The organism is Streptomyces violaceusniger Tu 4113 (genome assembly GCF_000147815.2).
In the GTDB taxonomy this organism is placed as follows: Bacteria; Actinomycetota; Actinomycetes; order Streptomycetales; family Streptomycetaceae; genus Streptomyces; species Streptomyces violaceusniger_A.
On record NC_015957.1, the window covers coordinates 894,828 to 914,035 of the forward strand.

20 protein-coding genes are annotated in these 19,208 nt (G+C 70.7%); 7 read left to right on the forward strand and 13 right to left on the reverse strand.

Translation table 11 applies throughout. The annotated features are described in order from the left end of the window. Positions 1 to 4: 4 nt before the first annotated feature. The 8 genes from STRVI_RS04075 to STRVI_RS52475 form a co-directional block, all read right to left on the reverse strand. Positions 5 to 1,579, reverse strand: coding sequence for a pyridoxal phosphate-dependent decarboxylase family protein (locus STRVI_RS04075; RefSeq protein ID WP_014054341.1), 1,575 nt, complete (start codon positions 1,577 to 1,579; stop codon positions 5 to 7). Between the two features lie 258 nt (positions 1,580 to 1,837). Then, positions 1,838 to 2,722, reverse strand: a complete 885-nt coding sequence (locus STRVI_RS04080; protein WP_014054342.1) for a siderophore-interacting protein — start codon at positions 2,720 to 2,722, stop codon at positions 1,838 to 1,840. A gap of 61 nt (positions 2,723 to 2,783) precedes the next feature. Further along, entirely contained in the window at positions 2,784 to 3,809 is a 1,026-nt protein-coding gene (locus STRVI_RS04085; protein ID WP_014054343.1) for an ABC transporter substrate-binding protein, read from the reverse strand. A 152-nt stretch (positions 3,810 to 3,961) separates the two neighbouring features. After that, positions 3,962 to 4,939 carry a PDR/VanB family oxidoreductase gene (locus tag STRVI_RS04090; RefSeq protein ID WP_014054344.1) on the reverse strand — a complete coding sequence of 326 codons (978 nt, stop codon included), beginning with the start codon at positions 4,937 to 4,939 and terminating at the stop codon, positions 3,962 to 3,964. Further along, positions 4,936 to 5,154, reverse strand: coding sequence for a hypothetical protein (locus STRVI_RS04095; RefSeq protein WP_043237830.1), 219 nt, complete (start codon positions 5,152 to 5,154; stop codon positions 4,936 to 4,938). Before STRVI_RS04095 ends, STRVI_RS04090 begins: the two co-directional genes overlap by 4 nt. Before the next feature lie 35 nt (positions 5,155 to 5,189). Further along, a complete protein-coding gene (locus STRVI_RS04100; protein ID WP_043237831.1) occupies positions 5,190 to 6,251 on the reverse strand; it encodes an aromatic ring-hydroxylating dioxygenase subunit alpha in 1,062 nt (353 codons plus the stop codon). A 96-nt stretch (positions 6,252 to 6,347) separates the two neighbouring features. Next, positions 6,348 to 6,626 (reverse strand): DUF4190 domain-containing protein, encoded by a 279-nt coding sequence (locus STRVI_RS04105; protein WP_014054347.1) that lies wholly within the window; start codon positions 6,624 to 6,626, stop codon positions 6,348 to 6,350. 5 nt (positions 6,627 to 6,631) lie between these two features. Continuing rightward, positions 6,632 to 6,787 carry a hypothetical protein gene (locus STRVI_RS52475; RefSeq protein ID WP_014054348.1) on the reverse strand — a complete coding sequence of 52 codons (156 nt, stop codon included), beginning with the start codon at positions 6,785 to 6,787 and terminating at the stop codon, positions 6,632 to 6,634. A gap of 150 nt (positions 6,788 to 6,937) precedes the next feature. On the opposite strand from STRVI_RS52475, the gene STRVI_RS04115 reads away from it, so the two are divergent. Next, positions 6,938 to 7,567, forward strand: coding sequence for a TetR family transcriptional regulator (locus tag STRVI_RS04115; RefSeq protein ID WP_014054349.1), 630 nt, complete (start codon positions 6,938 to 6,940; stop codon positions 7,565 to 7,567). On the opposite strand, the gene STRVI_RS04120 is transcribed toward STRVI_RS04115, so the two are convergent. Then, the gene (locus STRVI_RS04120) at positions 7,533 to 8,864 is read right to left on the reverse strand and encodes a M6 family metalloprotease domain-containing protein (protein ID WP_014054350.1); all 1,332 of its coding nucleotides are present in this window, start codon (positions 8,862 to 8,864) and stop codon (positions 7,533 to 7,535) included. The genes STRVI_RS04115 and STRVI_RS04120 overlap by 35 nt on opposite strands. 287 nt (positions 8,865 to 9,151) lie before the next feature. Between STRVI_RS04120 and STRVI_RS04125 the strand changes: the two genes are divergently transcribed. Both STRVI_RS04125 and STRVI_RS04130 read left to right on the forward strand, forming a co-directional pair. Beyond that, on the forward strand, positions 9,152 to 9,802 hold the full coding sequence (locus STRVI_RS04125) for a TetR/AcrR family transcriptional regulator (protein ID WP_014054351.1): 651 nt from the start codon (positions 9,152 to 9,154) through the stop codon (positions 9,800 to 9,802). A 176-nt stretch (positions 9,803 to 9,978) separates the two neighbouring features. After that, complete coding sequence (locus STRVI_RS04130) at positions 9,979 to 11,490, forward strand: MFS transporter (protein ID WP_014054352.1); 1,512 nt, start codon at positions 9,979 to 9,981, stop codon at positions 11,488 to 11,490. A gap of 131 nt (positions 11,491 to 11,621) precedes the next feature. Here the strand turns inward: STRVI_RS04130 and STRVI_RS04135 are convergent, their stop codons facing one another. Then, a complete protein-coding gene (locus tag STRVI_RS04135) occupies positions 11,622 to 12,122 on the reverse strand; it encodes a MarR family winged helix-turn-helix transcriptional regulator (RefSeq protein WP_014054353.1) in 501 nt (166 codons plus the stop codon). Between the two features lie 121 nt (positions 12,123 to 12,243). Between STRVI_RS04135 and STRVI_RS04140 the strand changes: the two genes are divergently transcribed. Further along, on the forward strand, positions 12,244 to 13,026 hold the full coding sequence (locus STRVI_RS04140; RefSeq protein ID WP_014054354.1) for a dioxygenase family protein: 783 nt from the start codon (positions 12,244 to 12,246) through the stop codon (positions 13,024 to 13,026). A gap of 68 nt (positions 13,027 to 13,094) precedes the next feature. Here STRVI_RS04140 and STRVI_RS04145 read toward each other — a convergent pair whose 3' ends face one another. Both STRVI_RS04145 and STRVI_RS04150 read right to left on the reverse strand, forming a co-directional pair. Beyond that, positions 13,095 to 14,201, reverse strand: coding sequence for a questin oxidase family protein (locus STRVI_RS04145; protein WP_014054355.1), 1,107 nt, complete (start codon positions 14,199 to 14,201; stop codon positions 13,095 to 13,097). 202 nt (positions 14,202 to 14,403) lie between these two features. After that, positions 14,404 to 14,820, reverse strand: a complete 417-nt coding sequence (locus STRVI_RS04150) for a hypothetical protein (RefSeq protein ID WP_014054356.1) — start codon at positions 14,818 to 14,820, stop codon at positions 14,404 to 14,406. A gap of 372 nt (positions 14,821 to 15,192) precedes the next feature. Between STRVI_RS04150 and STRVI_RS04155 the strand changes: the two genes are divergently transcribed. Beyond that, positions 15,193 to 16,197 (forward strand): sigma-70 family RNA polymerase sigma factor, encoded by a 1,005-nt coding sequence (locus STRVI_RS04155; protein WP_014054357.1) that lies wholly within the window; start codon positions 15,193 to 15,195, stop codon positions 16,195 to 16,197. 153 nt (positions 16,198 to 16,350) lie between these two features. Here STRVI_RS04155 and STRVI_RS04160 read toward each other — a convergent pair whose 3' ends face one another. Next, positions 16,351 to 17,088: a 3-oxoacyl-ACP reductase family protein gene (locus STRVI_RS04160; RefSeq protein WP_014054358.1), complete on the reverse strand. Its 738-nt coding sequence runs from the start codon at positions 17,086 to 17,088 to the stop codon at positions 16,351 to 16,353. 337 nt (positions 17,089 to 17,425) lie between these two features. On the opposite strand from STRVI_RS04160, the gene STRVI_RS04165 reads away from it, so the two are divergent. Both STRVI_RS04165 and pfkB read left to right on the forward strand, forming a co-directional pair. Then, complete coding sequence (locus tag STRVI_RS04165; protein ID WP_014054359.1) at positions 17,426 to 18,187, forward strand: DeoR/GlpR family DNA-binding transcription regulator; 762 nt, start codon at positions 17,426 to 17,428, stop codon at positions 18,185 to 18,187. Further along, entirely contained in the window at positions 18,184 to 19,128 is a 945-nt protein-coding gene (gene pfkB, locus STRVI_RS04170; RefSeq protein ID WP_014054360.1) for a 1-phosphofructokinase, read from the forward strand. The genes STRVI_RS04165 and pfkB overlap by 4 nt, the downstream gene beginning before the upstream one ends. The last annotated feature ends 80 nt before the right edge of the window (positions 19,129 to 19,208 follow it).

Below are 19,208 nucleotides of genomic sequence, written 5' to 3' on the forward strand. Positions count from 1 at the left end.
GGGCTCAACTGGCGCGCGAGCTGAGTTCGGGCTCGATGTGCAGGGCCAGGTACTGACCGGCGTGCTCGGCGAGGAGGTCGAGGACATACGCGATGTCGCTGAGCGAGGTCTCCGGGTTGAGCAGGGTGAACTTGAGGTGGTGACGGCCGTCGACGACGGTTCCGGCGACGACCGCCGCACCGGAGGCGGCCAGCGCCTCGCGGGCGTGCAGATTGGCCCGGTCGACGAGGTCCGGGTCGCCCGGCCCGTCCGACGGCGGTACGTAGCGGAAGACCAGCGTGGACAGTTGGGGCTCGGTGACGACCTCGTAGCGCGGATCGGTGTCCAGCAGGGCCCATGCCTCGGCGGCCCGGTCCACCACCTCGTCGAAGAGGGCGCCGACGGCGTCCGCGCCCATGATCCGCAGCGTCAGCCACAGCTTGAGCGCGTCGAAGCGGCGGGTGGTCTGGATGGACTTGTCGACCTGGTTGGGGATGAGGTTCCGGGCGCTGCGCTCGGGGTTGAGATAGTCGGCGTGGTACGTGGCGTGGCTGAGCGTGGCGCGGTCACGGACCAGCACGGCGCTGGAGCTGACCGGCTGGAAGAAGGACTTGTGGTAGTCCACGGTCACCGAGTCGGCGCGCTCGATGCCGTCGAGCAGCCCGCGGCGGGTCGGGGAGGCCAGCAGCCCGCAGCCGTACGCGGCGTCCACATGCATCCACGTGCCGTGCCGGTCGCACAGCTCGGCGATCTCGGGCAGCGGGTCGATGGAGCCGAAGTCGGTGGTGCCCGCGGTGGCCACGACGGCCATGACGATCAGGCCCTCGCGACGGCAGCGGTTCAGTTCGTGGGCGAGGGCGACGGTCCGCATCCGGCGGTCCTGGTCGCAGGGGACCGGGACGACGGCCTCGTAGCCGAGCCCCAGGATGGCGGCGGCCTTCTGGATGGAGAAGTGGCTGACCTGGGAGGTGAGGATGCGCAGCCGCGGCAGGATGGCGGATTTGGCGACCGTCTCGCCGGCCGCGGCGGCCTCCTTCTCCACCAGCGTGCACGCCTCGTCGCGGGCGAGCAGCATCGCCTGCAGATTGGACTGGGTGCCGCCGCTGGTGAAGATGCCGTCCGCGGCCTCGCCGAGGCCGATGCGCTCGGTGGTCCAGTCGATCAGCCGGCGCTCGATGAGGGTGCCGCCGGCGCTCTGGTCCCAGGTGTCGAGGGAGGAGTTGATGGCGGAGAGGACGGCCTCGCCCAGCAGCGCGGGGATCACCACGGGGCAGTTGAGGTGGGCGAGATAGCGCGGGTGGTGGAAGTAGACGGCGTCCTTGAGGTAGACGCTCTCCAGCTCCTTGAGCGCGGCGTCCGGATCGCCGAGCGGCCGCTCCAGGTCGATTCCGGAGATCTCGGGGGCGAGCTCGGCGGGGGTGACGCCGGTGAAGGGGCGGTCGGTGCGGGCGACGGTGGAGGCCACCAGGCCGACGCCGTCGGTCACGGAGCGCCGATAGCGTTCCGCCGTACGGCCGTTGAACAGGTGGGCCCTGCCATCCGCCGCCCCGGGTATCGGCTCCGGCGACGGGTCCTCAGCGGTCTGCGCGAGGAAACTCACGGTCTGTCCCTTCTGGAAATGAGCATGCGGGCGTGCGGAGGGCGCGGGTATGCGGCTGGTGGGGGAGGGCGGCGGCCCTCGGCCCGTGGCCTGACGGCCTGATGGCCTGATGGGCGTGCGGGGGCGCCGGACGCGGCGACAGGGCGCGTGGGGGCGCGCCGAGCGGTGGCCGCCCGTCGTCCAGTGGCCGGTCTTTCGCGGTCCCGTAGGGAGTAGGGGAATGCGGTGGTGAGGACCCGGTCCGGTACGGCGCTGGGGTCAGTCGTCGGTCGCGGGGCCGGTGCCCGACACGGCTTCCTCGACGAGCTGTTCCTCACAGGTGCCCAGGCGCCAGTAGCCGGTGAAGGTCACGGCCTTGCGGTCGAAGCCGCGTTCGCGCACCAGATGGCGGCGCAGCTCCTTGACGGTCCCGGCCTCGCCCGCGATCCAGGCGTACGGCGTACCGGAGGGCAGTTCGGTGGCGCTCACGGCGTTCCGCAGCAGCGCGGAGCGCGGGGTGCCGGGGGCCACGGTGTCCCGGACCAGCCAGGTGATCTCGGCTTTCGCCGCGGTGCGCAGCTCCTGCATGTCCTCGGCGTGCTGGACCTCGAGCCACACCTTGACGGGCAGGTCGGCGGGCAGCCATTCGAGGATGCCCGCGATGGCGGGCAGCGCGGTCTCGTCGCCGGTGATCAGCACCCAGTCGGTGCCGGACGGCGGCCGGAAGTCGACACCACCGTTGTCCTCCACGACCGGGCCCAGCAGGGTCACGCGGTCGCCCGTCTCGGCGCGCGCGGCCCAGCGGGCGGCCGGGCCGCTGTCGTCGTGCAGCGCGAAGTCCACGTCGATCTCGTGCGGGTCGTGACGCTGCCGGCGCACCGTGTACGAGCGCATGATGCCGCGTTCGGCCGGGTCCATCGCCCGCCAGGTGGCGAACCAGCCTTCCCCCGCCTCGACCGGGACCACCGGTGCACTCTGGCCGGGGTGCGGCAGGAAGAGTTTGAAGCGCTGGTCGCGGCCGCCGCTGGTGAAGTCCTTCAGACAGGCGCCGCCGAAGGTGATCCGTGCCATGGACGGTCCGAGCGGGCGGCTCCGCACGACCCGCGCGTCGAAGAAGCGGAACGGAATGGCGGTGGTGGCGGTGGTGGTGGCTGCGGTGGTCATGACAGAGGGTCTTCCCTTCGCTTGCCGTGGGGAGGCCGGGCCGACCGGTCGCGCTGACCGTTCAGCGGAGCTTCTTCGCGTCCTGGATGGCTTTGGTGAGGGATTCGACGAGCGGGGCGGCGCCGGCGTACGAGAAGCGCGGCTCGCTGCTCCAGGGGGTGATCTGACCGGCCTTGACCGCGGCGAGCTTGGACCACGTCGGCTTGGAGGTCAGGGCCCCGGGCTGGAGGGTCGCGGTGCGGCTGTCGAGGAAGAGCACATCCGCGTCGTACTTGTCGGCGTTCTCCCAGCTCAGGCTCTCGAAGTAGCCGCCCTTGTCGGGCTTTTCGGGGACGACGAAGTCGACGCCGAGCTCGCTGAAGTAGATCAGGTCGGCATTGATCTTCGGGTTGGAGACATAGAAGAGGTCGGCGCTGGCGGAGCAGGCCATGACCTTGATCCGGTGCGATGTGACGGTTTTGCGCAGCGTCTCGGAGGCCTTCTCGAACCGCGCCTTGGCGTCGGTGACCTTCTTGGCCTTCGGGTCGGCGCCGAGCGCCTCGGCCAGCGCCGCATAGCGCTTGATGGGCTCGAGCATGGAGACCCGGCCGGTGCCGATGGCGGCGCTGGGGGCGAGCTGGAGGATCTTCTTCTTGCTGTCGTCCGGGATGTAGAAGAGCGCGCCCGGGTCGTACATGTTGGTGATCAGCAGATCGGGGCCGAGCGAGGCGTACTTCTCGACGTTGAACTGGCCCCAGGTGTTGCCGAGGGAGGTGGCCTGGTCGACGGGGAAGTCGCCCGCCTGGACATCCGGCTTGCCGTTCTTCAGCGTGGTCGGCCCGAAGACGCCGGTGATCTGCTTCTCGATGCCGAAGTCGTAGAGTGCGGCCGCAGCGGCGATGTAGGCGACGATGTGCTGGGGCCGGCCGTCGAGGCTGATCTTCTTCTTACGGTCGTCGGTGAACGACCAGGAGCCGCCGCCGTCATCGCCGCCGGAGCCCGAACCGCCGTTGCCGCCGCAGGCGGTGACCAGGGCTCCGAGTCCGAGGGCGCCGCCTGCGGCGAGCAGACCGCGACGGGAGAGGGGGAGTGCTCTGGCCTGGCGCATAAAGGTGCTCTCTCTCGATGCGTACGGGGACGTGGTTCGCGGGACGGCAACCCGAGGACGTAGTTAGGTTAGCCTAACCAACCTGGTTGTCCAGTGGGTGGGGTCGTTCCGAACCTCACATCGAGGGGCTCATACGGCGGTTCAGGGCGGATTCACAGGTCCAGCACCAATCGGGGGCCACGGCAGCGTGAGACGCAGATCATCATGGTCTCGCCCGAGGCCCGCTCCTCGCCGGTGAGCACGGAGTCGTGGTGGTCCACCTCTCCTTCGACGACATCCGTCTCGCACGTCCCACACGTGCCCTCCTCGCAGGAGTACAAAACCGGTACCCCCGCCGCCTCGACCGTGCGCAGCACACTGCGCTCCGGCTCCACGGTGAGGGTCAGCCCGGAGCGGGTGAGCACCAACTCGAAGGCTCCGCGCGCCGGTTCGGCGCCCGCCGCGTCCGTACGGGGCTGGAAGCGCTCGGTGTGCAGAGCCCCGTCCGGCCACCCGCGGCACGCCTGCTCGGCGGCTTGGAGCAGCGGTTCGGGACCGCAGCAGTAGACGAGGGTGCCGGGGGCGGAGGGGGCGGAGGGGGCGTCGAGATACGGCGCGAGGTCGAGCAGCCCCTCCTCGTCCTGCGGCACCAGCCGCACCTTGTCGCCGTAACGGGCGGTGAGCTGGTCCGCGAAGGCCATCGAGGCACGGGTGCGCCCGCCGTACAGCAGCCGCCAGTCGGCGCCCGCGGCCTCGGCGGCGGCCGTCATGGGGAGGAGGGGCGTGATGCCGATGCCGCCCGCGATGAACAGGTAGCGGGCCGCCGGGCGCAGCGCGAAGTGGTTGCGCGGGCCGCGCACCCGCACCGTGCTCCCCTCGGCGAGGGTGTCGTGCACCCGGGCGGAGCCGCCGCGCCCGGCGGGTGCGCGGAGCACCGCGATCCGCCAGGAGGCGCGGTCGGCGGGGTCGCCGCACAGCGAGTACTGCCGGGTCGGGCCCGGGGCGAGGACGAGATCGAGATGGGCGCCGGGCTCCCAGGCGGGGAGTTCACGGCCCGTCGGATGGCGCAGGGTGAGCGCCACCACGTCCGAGGCCACGTCCTCCCGGCGGGCCACCAGCAGGGTGTCCTCGTACTCGCCGCCGGGGTTCACGATGTCGTCTCCTTACGGTGGTCGGCGGGACGGTGTCCGGTGGGGTGGTGCCCGGTGGGGTGGGCGAGCATCCACTGCCACAGCTCGACCGGGTCCTCGGCGGTGCGCTCGGCGCCGCAGTGGCAGACCCCGTGCAGCACATCGGTGCCGGGCAGCCAGTCGATCCGGTACACCTCGGCCGTGGGGGCGCCGCTCGCCCATCCGTCGCCCGACACCACCCTCAACGGAAGCGCTGCGCGCTGCTCGCGCTTCATTTCGTGGCCGCCACGGCCGCGGTCCGCTCTCCTTCGGCGGCGAGGCGGGCGAGGATGCGGCGCGCGGCCAGACCGCCGGTGTCGATGTTGATGCTGAGCTCCTGATAGCCCTCGCGCTCGGTTTCCAGGGCCTTCTGGAGCAGATTCAGCGCCGCCACGTCCTGCAGCACCACGGTCCGGTTGAGGTCGTGGAGGAAGGTGGTCACCTCCTCGTCGTCCTGCGCGAAGTCCCGTGAGACGGCCCAGAAGTCGTACACATGGCGGTCGGTGGACGGGGTGATGGCGTAGGTGATCTCCACATGGAAGGCGTCCGGATCGGAGCCGTCCGGCCTCGGCAGCACCCCGGCCGGGGCGATCCGGCTGTGCAGGAGATAGAGACAGGGCGCGTGGTACTCGATGTCCTGCCAGCGGGTGATGCGGCCGTCGATCCCGGTGGAACGGGCGTAGAACGGCGGGCACTCGGCGTCGTCCATATGCCGGCTGACCCGTACGACGCCCGCGCCCTCGTCGACCTCCGTGGTGATCGGGGTCTCGGCGACCTCGGCGGTGCCGATGTAGCCGCTGTGCAGGTACGTCTCGTGGGACAGGTCCAGCAGATTGTCCACCAGCAGGCCGTAGTCGGCGTCGATCGGCTCCATGCCGCCCACGGTCGTCCAGCGCGGATCGGCCAGCCAGGGGGCGCGCGGCACCGAGCGGGGATCGGCGAGCGCCGGGTCCCCGATCCACACCCACACCAGCGAGTCCTGCTCGACGACGGGGTAGGAGGGGACCCGGGCGGTGCGCGGGACGCGCTTTTGGCCCGGTACGAACACACAGGTGCCGCCGGTGTCGTAGGTGAAGCCGTGATAGCCGCAGACGACCGTGTCGCCGTCGAGACGGCCGGCGGTGAGCGGATAGCGGCGGTGGACGCAGCGGTCGGCGAGCGCGATGACCGTGTCGTCGGACTCGGCGCGGTAGAAGGCGATGGGCTCGTTCAGGATGGTGCGCCCCAGCAGCTCCCGGCCGATCTCGCGGCCGTAGGCGGCGACGTACCACTGGTTTCTCGCGAAGGCGGTCATGCGTGCCAGCGTGGTGACGCCCGTCACGCACGGGCAACGGCCCTTCCACTGAGTGGAAGGGCCGCGCGGGGAGGTGCCGGTGAACTGCCGGGCGGGTCAGCTCCCGAACTGCCAGAAGACCGACTGATTCAGCGTCAGCAGGACGATGAGCAGGGCCACGTCGGCGATGCCGAGCATGATTCCGAGCAGTGCCCGGCCCCTGCGGGGGGTCTCCCGGGCGAGCGCGAGCGTCCCCAGGACGATCGCGCAGGGCCCGAAGACCGCGTTGAAGAGCAGCAGGCCGATCAGGCCGAGCACGAAGGAGGCGACGGCCATACCATCGGCGTCCCTGCGCGCCCGGAGCGGTGAGGTGCGGGACGGTGCGGTGAGTGCCATGGGTCTCAGCTCCCCTTGTGCCCGGTGCGTTCGCGGATGAAGAAGATCAGCAGCCAGGCGCCGATGGCGCCCGCGGCGGCGAGGAACAGGGGGAGCGGAGTGTGCGCCGCCGCCCCCAGAAGAACTCCCATCAGGGCGAGTGCCGCGACGATGAAGAGCATGTGAGCCTCTCTCGAAGTGACGATCCGGATGCGGTTGGCGTGCGGATGGTGGTTGTTCGGTGAACAGTTGGAATCACAACTGTTCACTGAGTTCTAGAGTACCCCGCCGAGCCCTGGAAAAATTCAGCGAACAGCTGTTTACTGAATGATATGAGTCACACGTCCGGGGTCCGGCAGGCCCAGAAGGAGAAGACCCGGCGCGCCCTGATGGACGCGGCGTTGCGGCTGCTGGAGGACCAGAGCCTGAGCAGTCTGGGGCTGCGCGAGGTCACGCGGGCGGTGGGGGTGGCGCCGGCCGCCTTCTATCGGCACTTCCGGGATCTGAGCGATCTCGGTGTCGCGCTGGTCGAGGAGTCCCTGGGCAGCCTGCACCATATGATCGGCGCGATACTCGCAGGTCAGGACGGTGACGAGGAGCGGATCGACGCCACCGTCGAGGCGGTCGCCGAGCATGTCCGCCGCTATCCCGCGCATATTCGCTTCATCGCACGCGAGCGGCATGGCGGGGTGCGGGCGGTGCGCGAGGCCATCGCCGCCGAGCTGGACCGATTCGCCGATGAGGTGGCCGCCGACTTCTCCCCGCGGCTGACGCCGGACGGCTGGCCGCCGGAAGATGTCCGGATGCTTGCGGAGCTGTATGTGGACCACATGGTGATGACGGCGACGGCGTTCCTGGAGGCGCAGCCGGATCATCCGCGGCTGGAGCGGCGGGTCGCCGACACCGCGCGCAAGCAGCTCATGCTGATCAGCCTCGGGCGCCGGCACTGGCGCGACGGGTGATCTCCACGCCGAAGTCCCCGGCCGCGTCCCGGCCGGTGACGCGGACGCGTATCCGCAGGCCGTTCGTCTCCGCGCGGAAGGTCTCGCCGGGTGCGTAGGCCGCGTCGCTGAGCCCGGGGTGGACGTTGCGCTCCCGGGTGCAGCCGCGGCCGTGGGGGGTGGAGTCCATGATGGTGACGGGGCCGCCGCCGGAGTCGACACCGGTGTCCACCCGGGAGATCAGCACACCGGGCTTGCATATGGCCTCGTCGTTGCCGCCGGTCGCGCGCGCCTCGATCGCATAGCCGGTGGACGGCGAGACGGGGACGAAGAGGAGCTTGGTCCCCTCCGGGCGGCTCAGCGGGGACAGGGCGTGCGCGAAGACCCCGGAGCGGGCGGCGCAGGCGATCTGCCGCGGGCCGAGCCAGCCCAGCTTCCACTTGTGCCAGGCCAGCAGGTCGTTGCCGGCGCCCCAGTCCTCGGACATCACATCCCAGTGGCCGGCCTTGTCGCCGCCGCCCCGGGTGTAGAGATCGGGCAGCCCGAAGACATGGCCGTTCTCATGGGGCAGGACGCGGAATCCGGTGCGGCGCAGCGAGCCGGAGCCGTCGTCCTGGCGGCTGTAGACGAAGGAGACATTGGCCAGCGGCACGCCGTCGGCGGTCGGGGCCTGCTGGTTGTCGGCGTAGGTGACGGACAGCACGGCATGCGCGGCGGGCGGCCCGGCGTTCGGGGTGACCAGGACGTTCACCAGGTCGTAGCGGCGGAAGTCGACCTTGGGATCGGCGGCCTTGGCGATGTCGGCCACCAGTTTGCGATAGCCCGGGTCGAAGGGGCTGCCGCGCTTGATGCCGTAGGCGCGGAACGAGCGGGGCATCCGCAGCCAGTGGCTGATCGGCATCTCGGGGCGGTAGTCCAGCCGTCCGTACGAGCTCTGCGCGAACCACCGGGTGGTCTGGGGGAAGAACTCCTGGAAGCGCTGGCGGGCGGCGCCCTGGCCGCGCACATCGGGAAAGTCGATCATGAGGTTGAGGGCGTGGACCGTGCCGGTGCTGCGGCTGTAGCCGCGGCTGGTGGGTATGCCCTCGGACATCTGCAGCCCCCGGCCGGAGGCGAGGGCGCAGGGCGCGAGCGAGCCGAAGGCCGTCCGTCCGGAGGGTACCGGGGCCAGCTTCGGGGGCGCGGGGGACGCGGGACGCGGAGTCGCCGCCGGGGCGACCACCGCCACCGTGAGCACGGCGGCAGTGGCGAATGCGCTGCCTCTGCGGGGCCGGCGTATTCGTATGCGGTGACGGGTGGTCCCATGCGTCTGCCTCATTGCCGACCACGCTGCGACGGCACGGGCCGGGGCGCTCGTGGGGTGCCGCCGAGCGGGGGAATGACCTGCTCCGTCCGGGTGGCGGGGGTGCCGGACAGGTGTGAGGCAGGTCACCTGCGGACGCGGAAATTCCGGGGAGTGATTCCCCGTTTAACCCGATGACCGCATAAACGGGGACTGACTCCCCGGAAATGTTGAAGCTCGAACGTCTGGGCCGGGGCCTGGTGTCGCCACCAAGCCGCCGGAAAACCGTACGCATGGATCCGTACGCGGAAGGGAGTGCTGTGATGGCCGCCGACACGATGACCGCGAAGTCCGCGCAGCCCCGGCTGCGCGCGGACGCCCTGCGCAATCGGGAGCGTATTGTCGTGGCCGCCCGTGAGGTGATCGTCGAATCCGGGGCTCATATCCCCCTCGATGAAATCGCTCGACGGGCGGGGGTCGGGAATGCCACGATCTATCGGCACTTCACGGACCGCCGTGAGCTCATCCACCATGTGGCGCTTGCGGTGATGTCCGGCGTCGCCGACCAGGCCGAATCCGCCCTGGCCGAGGAGGCCGACTCCTTCTCGGCACTGCGGCGCTTCGTCCATGCCGCGGCGGATGAGCGCATCGGCGCGCTGTGCCTTCTGCTCTCCGACGGCCTCGACAAGGAGCACCCTGATCTCATAGCCGTCCGCGACCGTCTGTCCGCCGGTGTCGAGGCCCTGATGGGGGCCGCGAAAGTCGAGGGCCGACTGCGCACCGACATCGGTGTCGGTGATCTCATGGTCGCGCTCAACCAGCTCACCCGGCCGCTGCCCGGCAGCTTCTGTGTGGACTTCGACGCCTTTGTGCACCGGCATCTACAACTGTTCCTGGACGGATTGCAGGCCCCGGCGCGCTCCGAACTACCCGGCGAGTCCGTGACCTTGGAGGATCTGCAGCACCGGCCGTGACATAGATCGCATCCGGCCGATCCCGGAGCACCGCTTATTTCGCGCGCGTTCACAAGTCTTCTGTACGTGCGTCGACGCTTCTCGCTACCTGTTACCCAACGGCCTGCGTCGGCCTGACCTCGACCGGCCCCACTCGTCCCATTTATCACTCTCCGCACCGCTAGGTAGGCTCTCCCATGCCTGAAACGGCACAATTCGTGGATCCCCGGCGCTGGAAAGCGCTGATATTCATCGCCCTCGCCCAGCTCATGGTCGTGCTCGACGCGACCATCGTGAACATCGCGCTGCCCAGCGCCCAGGCCGACCTCGGCATCTCCGACGGCAACCGGCAGTGGGTCATCACGGCCTACGCCCTCGCCTTCGGCGGACTGCTGCTCTTCGGCGGCCGGATCGCCGACCTGTGGGGACGTAAGCGGACCTTCATCGTCGGCCTGGCCGGCTTCGCGGCCGCCTCGGCCATCGGCGGCGCCGCGCTGAACAGCAGCGTGCTGCTGGGCGCGCGGGCGCTGCAGGGTGTGTTCGGCGCGCTGCTCGCCCCCTCCGCGCTCTCGCTGCTCGCGGTGATGTTCACCGACCCCAAGGAGCGCGCCAAGGCGTTCGGTGTCTTCGGTGCCATCGCGGGTGGTGGCGGTGCCGTCGGTCTGATCCTCGGCGGTGTGCTGACCGAGTACATGAACTGGCGCTGGACCTTCTTCGTGAACATTCCGTTCGCCATCGTCGCCGCGATCGGCGCGGTCGCCGTGATCCGCGACCCGGTGGAGAGCCGCAACACCTCCCGGCTGGACGTCCCCGGTGTGCTCCTGGCCACCTCGGGTCTGGTCTCGCTGGTCTACGGCTTCACCCGCGCCGAGTCCGACGGCTGGTCCGCGGGCCTGACCATCGGTCTGTTCGTCGCCGCGGCCGTGCTGCTGATCACCTTCGTGGCCGTCGAGTCGCGGGTGAAGGCGCCGCTGCTGCCGCTGCGCGTGGTCACCGACCGGAACCGGGGCGGTGTCTACGCCTCGCTGGGCCTCGCCATCATCGGCATGTTCGGCCTGTTCCTCTTCCTCACCTACTACATGCAGGTCGTCAAGGGGTACAGCCCGGTCAGGACCGGCTTCGCCTTCCTGCCGATGGTCGCGGGCATGATCACCGGCTCGACGCAGATCGGCGCCCGGCTGATGACCCGGGTCCCGGCGCGGCTGCTGATGGGGCCGGGCTTCCTGGTCGCCTCGGTGGGCATGCTGCTGCTGACCCAGATCGACCTGGACACCTCGTACCCGGCGCTGATCCTGCCCGGGTTCCTGTTCCTCGGCCTCGGCATGGGTACCGCCTTCATGCCGGCGATGAGCCTGGCCACGCATGGTGTCGAGCCGCGTGACGCGGGTGTCGCCTCGGCGATGGTCAACACTTCGCAGCAGGTGGGCGGCGCCATCGGCACCGCGCTCCTGAACACCATCGCGGCGAGCGCCACCACCGCGTACGCCAAGTCGCATGCGGCGGGCGCCCCTTCCCGCACGGCGCTGGAGCTGCAGTCGATGGTGCACGGCTACACGGCCGCCATCTGGTGGGCGGTCGGCATCCTGGTGCTGGCCGGGGTGATCGCCATCACGATGGTCAACGCCGGACATCAGGGGGGCGGCGGCGCGGTCGCCGGCTCCGATGAAGAAGGAGCGGTGGAGGACGCCATTCCGGTCATGGCGCACTGACGCGCTGAGGTAGTTCGTAGCAGGGCGGAGGCCCCGTTCCCCTGGGGAGAATCCTGGGGGAGCGGGGTCTTCGTGCGCCTTCTCGCGCCTTCGTGCGCCTCGTGCGCCTTCGCGTGTCGGTCCCAGGGGCGTCAGCGCAGCCAGGGGAGGTCGGCACCCTCCGGCTGCAGACCGTCCGCGACGATCCGGCAGATGGTGCCGAACTGCTCGACCTGCTCGGGGGTGAGCCGGTCGAAGACGGCCATCCGCACGGCGGATACATGGCCGGGGGCGGTCTCCTCCAGCACCTTGAGTCCCTTGTCGGTGAGGACCGCGTTCTGCCCGCGCTTGTCGTCGGGGCAGTCCTCGCGCCGGACCCAGCCGTCCTTCTCCATGCGCGCGACGGCATGGGACAGCCGGGATCGGGTGATCTTGGCGGCCTCGGCCAGTTCGGTCATCCGCATCCGGTGGCGTGGCGCCCAGGAGAGCTTCACCAGCAGCCCGTAGTAGACGTGGGGCATGCCGGCGTCGCGCTGCAACTGGCGGTCGAGGTGATCCTCCAGAAGCATTCTCGCCTGGACATACGCCAGCCAACTGCGCTGCTCGTCATCGGTCAGCCAACGCGGTTCTTCGGTGTCTGAGGGGGTCTTCATGGCGTCGTCCACGCGTCCATTCTAGAGAACACTTTTTGAAGTTTAAACAAGTGTGCGGTACAGTAATGCCGCGATTGCTTGAGACTTCAAGTACCTTGTCGAGCTCTGCCGAGGAGACTTCATGTCCGCGCTCGACGGGCGTATGCCCGCCCTCTACCTCAGTCATGGTGCTCCGCCGCTCGCCGACGATCCGGTCTGGCCCGGACAGCTCGCCGCCTGGGCCGCGGGCCTGCCCCGGCCTCAGGCCATTCTCATGATCTCCGCCCACTGGGAGGAGGCGCCCCTGGCGGTCGGGGCCACCCAGCAGGCGCCGCTGGTCTATGACTTCTGGGGGTTTCCCCAGCACTACTATCAGGTGCGGTACGCCGCGCCGGGCGCCCCCGAGCTCGCCGAGCGGATCCGTAAGACGCTGCGCACGGCGGGTACCCCGGTCCAGGACATCCCCGATCGGGGGCTGGACCACGGGGCGTATGTGCCCCTGGTCGAGATGTATCCGGAGGCCGACATCCCGGTCCTGCAGGTCTCGATGCCGACCCTCGACCCGCGGAAGCTGATGGAGATCGGGCGGAAGCTGGCACCGCTGCGGGACGAGGGCGTCCTGATCGTCGGCAGCGGCTTCTTCACCCACAACCTGGCCGCGATGCGGCAGAGGGGCCCGACGCCGCCCAGTTGGTCGGCCGAGTTCGACGACTGGGGGCAGCGGGCCCTGGACGCCCAGGACATCGACGCGCTGCTGGACTTCGAGCACACGGCCCCGGCGGGACGGCTCGCCCACCCGCGCACCGAACACTTCGCGCCGTTGTTCGTCACACTGGGCGCGGCGGAGGCGGAGTTGGGCAGCCAGCGGAGCGTTATCGACGGCTTCTGGATGGGGTTGGCGAAGCGGTCGGTGCAGTTGGGGTGAGTGGGGGGAGCGGGGAGGGCTCGGCGAGGGGGTGGGTCCGAGCGGGTACGGACCGGCTCGTGCCCGCCTCAGAGCGCCGGATCGATCATCGCGCAGGCGTGGAGTGCCGCGGCCAGGGCCATGGCGTCCGGGCCCTGGGCGACATCGAGGGCGGTGTCGGTGAGCTTGATGGCGTGCTCATCGCCGTGCACGGCGGCGCGGGCGAAGACCTCCTCGGGGGTGACGCCTGCCGCGGACGGCAGCCGGTCGGCCGGGAGCGGCTCCCGCGGCGCGTACACCGCCGTGACCGCGGCGCTCGCCGCCCATGCCGCGTCCAGACTCGGCACCCACAGCTCGCGCGGCAGCGCGGGCAGGACGCGCAGTACGGCGTTGGGCGCGGTCGCGGCGTGGACCAGCATGACCGGTGAGCCGTGGCCGTGGGTGGCGTAGCGATGGGTCGCGGCCCGCACCAGCTCGGTCAGCCGCCGGCGCGCCTCTTCCGACGGGTCGGCGGCGTCGGGGGCGGTCGTCCGGCTGGTGGGCTGCGGGGCGGTCGGCCGGCCGGGCTGCGGGGTGGGCGGCCAGGTGGGGAAGGCGGTGAGCCGGGCCAGCCGCGCCCGTATGCCACCGCTCTGGTCCGCGACCGGCTCCACGGCGGCCAGTGCGTCGGCCGCCGTCCCGGAGGCGGGGCCCGGCCGCTGCCGGAGCGGCGGCAGCGGGGCGTGCCGGGCGGCCCAGTAGCCGAGGGCGTGGGCCAGTTCGGCGGTGCGGGGAGCGGTCGTAGTGCCCGGGTCGTCCAGGAGGGTCCGTACGGCATGGCCGACGCGGATCACCGGATGTGTCGCGCCGCCCGCGATGCCCGGCAGCAGCCGTGGCCACCACACGGCGAGCACGTCCCGCCAGGGGCGGTCGGTGAGCTCCCGGTCGAAGTAGGCGGGCCAGTCGGCGAGACGGCGTGGATCGCCGAGCGCCTCGCGCCAGTTCTCTTCGGTGATCCGCGCGTACGAGCCCGGCATCTCCTCCAGCTTGTCGCGATAGCGGTCCAGCCACCGGTGCACGGTGCGGCCCTGGCCGTGACGCACCAGCGCCTCCACGGCCATCGGCGCGTGATTGCTCAGCCATCCCTCATGCTCGGGGCCTGAGGCATGCAGTCGCTCGAGGGCTTCGTCGAGGGTTCCACTCGTGTCGTCTGTCATGACCTCACGCTAGGGAGGGCGGGACGGTCCCGAATCGGGCCGGGGACGGAAGCGTGCGGGGACCAACGACCTAAGCCGGGGCCGGGGCGGGAGGGCCGGGGGCCTCGGCCGGAGGTCTGGGCCGGGGCTACGGAAGGCTGCGGCGGGCTACCGGGCTACCGGGCTACCGGGCTGCGGGCTACGGGTCATGGCGGATCACGGGCTACTGCCGAGGGCGCTCCTCCCGTACGTGGAAGACGTAGAACACTATGCCCATCATCGCGAGCCCCGCCCCGAGCCCGATCCCCGCGGACCGGTACACCGAGCCTCCGCTCACGGCGTGCAGAAAGCCGAGCGCACAGCCGAGGAGCGTCCCGTAGAGCACAGCCCGGAGCTCCGGCATCAGGCTCGGCGTCATCCTGCCGAGGGCGTAGCAGAGCACCCCGACCACCACCGCCGACACCACGCCGAGGACGGCGGACGCGGGGATGGTGGAGCCTTGATTGTGGTCCACGAACATCATCCAGCCGCCGAAGAGCACCGCCAGAACGACGGGGATGCCCCAGGAGGCGGAGGGGTGCAGTGGGAGGTGGAGCCGCGGATGGTGGCGGTGGCTCACCGGGGCTGTGGGGGCATTCATGACCGAACTCCTCGTCGCCGCGTCCCCGCCCTGACCTGTCACTTTCCAGCGCACACCCATGTGGAGGGCCGGGCAACCCGGGGCGATGGGCCATCCGGGCAACCGGGAGCCCGCGAGATTCGTCTTGACAGATGAGAGACGGGCGGGAGAGCCGCAGAAGGCGGCGGTACAGGGGGTCTGACCTGCGCTTCCCGCCGCTTCGGCAGTGCGCTGAGCCCCGTGTGGGTGGACAGGATACTGCATGATCGTAAAAAGGTGGGGGCCTGATGGGAATTCTGTCCTGATTCCAGTCGTTGTTTCCTTCGGACGGGGCACCCGACACCGGAGATTCCGTCCATAGTCCGCGCCCGATCCATCTGTAAGGGAGCACGCATGGCAACCCGTGCCGTCGCCCGTAATCAGTCCGCCGCCGCTGGTGGCACTGATGGGGCCAACAGCGTTCGCGCCTCAGGCGGGGAGATCGCCGATCGCGACCTGGTCGGCATGTATCTCGACGAGATCGCTCGTACCCCGCTGCTGGACGCGGCGAAGGAGGTCGAGCTGTCCCAGTCCATCGAAGCGGGGGTGTATGCCCAGCAGATCCTGGACGGCGAGGTTGAGGAGGCCCCTGCCGCAGGTGCGAGCCGCGAGGAGCTGGCGGCGATAGCCGCCGAAGGTGCCCGCGCCAAGGACATCTTCATCCGCTCCAACCTGCGCCTCGTCGTGGCTGTGGCGCGCCGCTATCCGCGCAGTGGGCTGCCCCTGCTCGACCTGATCCAGGAGGGCAACGCGGGCCTGGTGCGCGCGGTGGAGAAGTTCGACTACACCAAGGGATTCAAGTTCTCGACCTATGCCACGTGGTGGATCCGTCAGGCCATCACGCGCTCGATCGCGGACCAGTCCCGTACCATCCGGCTGCCCGTCCACCTGGTCGAGGAGCTCGGTCGGATCCGCCGGGTGCAGCGGGAGTTCAACCGCGAGCACGGCCGCGAGCCGGAGCACGCCGAGATCGCCGTGGAGCTCGGCTCCACGATGGAGCGGGTCTCGGATGTGCTCGACTGGGCCCGCGACCCGGTCAGTCTGAACATGTCGGTCGACGACGAAGGGGAGACCCAGTTCGGCGATCTGCTGGAGGACACCTCTGCCGTCTCGCCCGAGCAGTCGGTGATGACGCTGCTGCGCAGCGAGGAGCTGGAGGACCTGATCGGCCGCCTCGACGACCGCACCGCTTCCATCATCAAGGCGCGGTACGGCATCGACGACGGCCGGGAGCGCACCCTGACCGAGGTCGGCAAGCAGCATGGCCTCACGCGTGAGCGCATCCGCCAGATCGAGAAGCATGCCTTGCTTGAGCTGAAGAAGATGGCCCGCCAGACCGGTTTCGACGCAGCGGCTTGAGTTCTCGGGACAGCAGACTCCAGCCGCCACCAGACCCTCTCCAACCCATGGACCGAGCCCCGGCGCCTCCCCCCTGGCGCCGGGGCTCGCTTGTGTCCGGGTGCGGGCCGCCTGTGTGGTGTAGCGGGGTCGGCCGCGGGCCGGGTGGGGCGGTCAGACGGCGAAGCCGCCGTCCACGGCGATCGACGCCCCGGTGATGTAGCGGCCGCTGTCGCCCGCGAGATGGGCCACGGTCGCCGCGATCTCCGTGGGACGGCCGTAGCGGCCGAGTGCGGTGAAACCGCTCTGGAGTGCTGCGCTCTCGCCGTCCGCCGGATTCATATCGGTGTCCGTCGGACCGGGGTGGACCAGGTTGGCCGTGATCCCGCGCGGGCCGAGTTCACGGGCCAGGGCCTTGGTGAGGCCGGTGAGCGCGGTCTTGCTGGTCGCGTAGAGGCTGCCGCCGGGGAAGGCGACGCGCTCGGCCATACAACTGCCGATGTTGATGATCCGCCCGCCGTCGGCCATATGCGCGGCGGCCGCCTGCGCCATGAGGAACGGCGCCCGGACGTTCACGGCGAGGACCTGGTCCACATCCTCCAGCGACAGCTCGGCGAAGGGCCCGAGGGCGCCGACGCCCGCGTTGTTGACCAGGATGTCCAGTCGGCCGAACTCGGCGGCGGCCCCGTCCACGGCGGCGCGTACCGCCTGCGCGTCGGCGCCGTCGACCCGCACCGCCCAGGCGCGACGGCCGAGCGCCTTGATCCGGTCGACGACGTCCGCCGCGCGTTCGGCCTGGCTGTGGTAGGTCAGGGCGACATCGGCGCCGTCCTCGGCGAGCCGTATCGCCAGGGCCTCGCCGATGCCCCGGCTGCCGCCGGTGACGAGGGCCGCCTTGCCGTCGAGTGTCATGTCTTCTCCTTGTATGCGAACTGCACGAGGTATGCGAACTATGCGAGGAAATTCCGCTGTGCGGTGGTCCCTCCTGATGAGGGGGACATGACTCGATCCTGGCCGGGTGGGTCGCGGAAGTCCGGCGGGATACGGACGGTGCGCTGCGGCGACGCGCGGCGCGGGGACTCAGAGCTGGCCGTCCGAAGCAGGCAGCCAAGGGAGGTCGCTGAGCGATCGCGACCCGTCCATGCCCGGCCGAGTTCGTTTCGTGCCCGAGTCTGTTTACTTTCCAGCATCGCCCACGTAATCTGGCCGCGAAATCACAGGTTCGGGCATGGAAGGGACGTAAACCCACATGTACGCACCGGAGCGTCAGCAGGAGATTCTCCGGCTCGCCCGTGAAAGCGGGCGGGTGGATGTTCTGTCCCTCGCCGAGGAGTTCCAGGTCACCGCCGAGACCGTGCGGCGTGATCTGCGCACCCTCGACCGGGCGGGGCTCGTCCGCCGAGTGCACGGGGGCGCCATCCCGGCCGGCCGTCTGGACTTCGAGCCCGATCTCGCCGAGCGGGAGTCCACCGCCGCCGATGAGAAGGACCGGATCGCGCGGGCCGCCATCGCCGAACTGCCGTCCGACGGCAGCGTGATCATCGACGCGGGCTCGACGGCGGCCCGGTTCGCCGCCGCCCTCCCGCTGGAGGCCAAGCTCACCGTCGTCACCCACGCCCTGCCGGTTGCCGCCCGTCTCGCCGACCACCCCGGTATCGCGCTGCACCTTGTCGGCGGACGGGTCCGCCACCGCACCCGGGCCGCCGTGGACGCATGGGCGCTGCGCGGCTACGGCGAGATCAAGGCGGATGTGGTCTTCCTCGCCACCAACGGCTTCTCGCTGGACGGCGGGCTCACCACACCCGATCTCGCGGAGGGCGCCGTCAAGGGCGCCATGATCGCGGCGGCCCGGCGGGTGGTGCTGCTCGCGGACTCCGCCAAGTTCGGCCGGGAGCACTTCGCCCGGTTCGGCGGCCTCGACGATGTCGATCTGCTCATCACGGACACCGGGCTCAGCCCGCAGGACGCCCTGGCCATCGAGCGCCAGGGCACGGAAGTGGCACGCGCATGATTCTCACCGTCACCCCCAACCCCAGCCTCGACCGTACGTACGAGATCCCCGCGCTGGAGCGCGGCGCCGTGCTGCGGGCCACGGCCGACCGGGTCGACCCCGGCGGCAAGGGCGTCAATGTCTCGCGCGCCGTGGCCGCCGCGGGGCATCGCACGGTGGCCGTGCTGCCGCTCGGCGGACCGGAGGGCGCACTACTCGCACGGCTGCTGGGGGAGCTGGGCATCGAGGCGGCGGGCGTGCCCGTGGCGGGCTCGACCCGGGTCAACATCTCCGTGGCCGAACCGGACGGCACCCTCACCAAACTCAACGCGGGCGGGCCCGAGCTGAGCGACGCCGAGGCCGAGGCGGTGCTGGAGGCCGTCCGTACGAGCGCCGAGAGCGCCGACTGGATCGCCTGCTGCGGCAGCCTGCCCCGCGGGCTCGCACCCGAGTGGTACGCCGAGCTGGTGGCGCGGGCCCACCGGGCGGGCGCCCGGATCGCCCTGGACACCTCCGGCCCCTCGCTGACCGCCGCCCTGCGCGAGCGCCCCGATGTGGTGAAGCCCAACGCCGAGGAGCTGGCGCAGGCCGTGGGCCGTCCGCTGGCCACCGTGGGCGAGGCGGTCAAGGCGGCCGAGGAGCTGCGGGGGCTCGGTGCCCGCGCCGTGCTGGCCAGCCTGGGCGCCGACGGTCAGCTGCTGGTCGACGAGACGGGCGCCTACTTCGGCACCGCGCGGGTCGCCGCCGTGCGCAGCAACGTCGGCGCCGGCGACGCCTCGCTCGCCGGATTCCTCGCGGCGGGCGGCGCCGGGCCCGCCGCACTCGCCTCGGCCGTGGCCCACGGGGCGGCCGCGGTGCAGTTGCCGGGCAGCGCCATGCCGACCCCGGCCGACCTCGATCCGTCCGCAGTCGTCACGACGGCGGATATCCCGCTGGACCGTGTGCTCAAGGAGCCCGTGTGACCGGCCGTCCCCACTCCCACCCCCCAATCCCCACTCCGTCCGCCCGCCTCCCCCAAGGCGGCACCGCACACAAGGGAGCC

Coding starts and splice junctions, on each gene's coding strand:
- STRVI_RS04120 (WP_014054350.1), bottom strand. CDS start 8,864: ATGAGGCAGACGCATGGGACCACCCGTCACCGCATACGAATACGCCGG.
- STRVI_RS04135 (WP_014054353.1), bottom strand. CDS start 12,122: ATGAAGACCCCCTCAGACACCGAAGAACCGCGTTGGCTGACCGATGAC.
- STRVI_RS04130 (WP_014054352.1), top strand. CDS start 9,979: ATGCCTGAAACGGCACAATTCGTGGATCCCCGGCGCTGGAAAGCGCTG.
- STRVI_RS04165 (WP_014054359.1), top strand. CDS start 17,426: ATGTACGCACCGGAGCGTCAGCAGGAGATTCTCCGGCTCGCCCGTGAA.
- STRVI_RS04140 (WP_014054354.1), top strand. CDS start 12,244: ATGTCCGCGCTCGACGGGCGTATGCCCGCCCTCTACCTCAGTCATGGT.
- STRVI_RS04105 (WP_014054347.1), bottom strand. CDS start 6,626: ATGGCACTCACCGCACCGTCCCGCACCTCACCGCTCCGGGCGCGCAGG.
- STRVI_RS52475 (WP_014054348.1), bottom strand. CDS start 6,787: ATGCTCTTCATCGTCGCGGCACTCGCCCTGATGGGAGTTCTTCTGGGG.
- STRVI_RS04145 (WP_014054355.1), bottom strand. CDS start 14,201: ATGACAGACGACACGAGTGGAACCCTCGACGAAGCCCTCGAGCGACTG.
- STRVI_RS04085 (WP_014054343.1), bottom strand. CDS start 3,809: ATGCGCCAGGCCAGAGCACTCCCCCTCTCCCGTCGCGGTCTGCTCGCC.
- STRVI_RS04100 (WP_043237831.1), bottom strand. CDS start 6,251: ATGACCGCCTTCGCGAGAAACCAGTGGTACGTCGCCGCCTACGGCCGC.
- STRVI_RS04115 (WP_014054349.1), top strand. CDS start 6,938: ATGAGTCACACGTCCGGGGTCCGGCAGGCCCAGAAGGAGAAGACCCGG.
- pfkB (WP_014054360.1), top strand. CDS start 18,184: ATGATTCTCACCGTCACCCCCAACCCCAGCCTCGACCGTACGTACGAG.
- STRVI_RS04080 (WP_014054342.1), bottom strand. CDS start 2,722: ATGACCACCGCAGCCACCACCACCGCCACCACCGCCATTCCGTTCCGC.
- STRVI_RS04150 (WP_014054356.1), bottom strand. CDS start 14,820: ATGAATGCCCCCACAGCCCCGGTGAGCCACCGCCACCATCCGCGGCTC.
- STRVI_RS04160 (WP_014054358.1), bottom strand. CDS start 17,088: ATGACACTCGACGGCAAGGCGGCCCTCGTCACCGGCGGCAGCCGGGGC.
- STRVI_RS04155 (WP_014054357.1), top strand. CDS start 15,193: ATGGCAACCCGTGCCGTCGCCCGTAATCAGTCCGCCGCCGCTGGTGGC.
- STRVI_RS04125 (WP_014054351.1), top strand. CDS start 9,152: ATGGCCGCCGACACGATGACCGCGAAGTCCGCGCAGCCCCGGCTGCGC.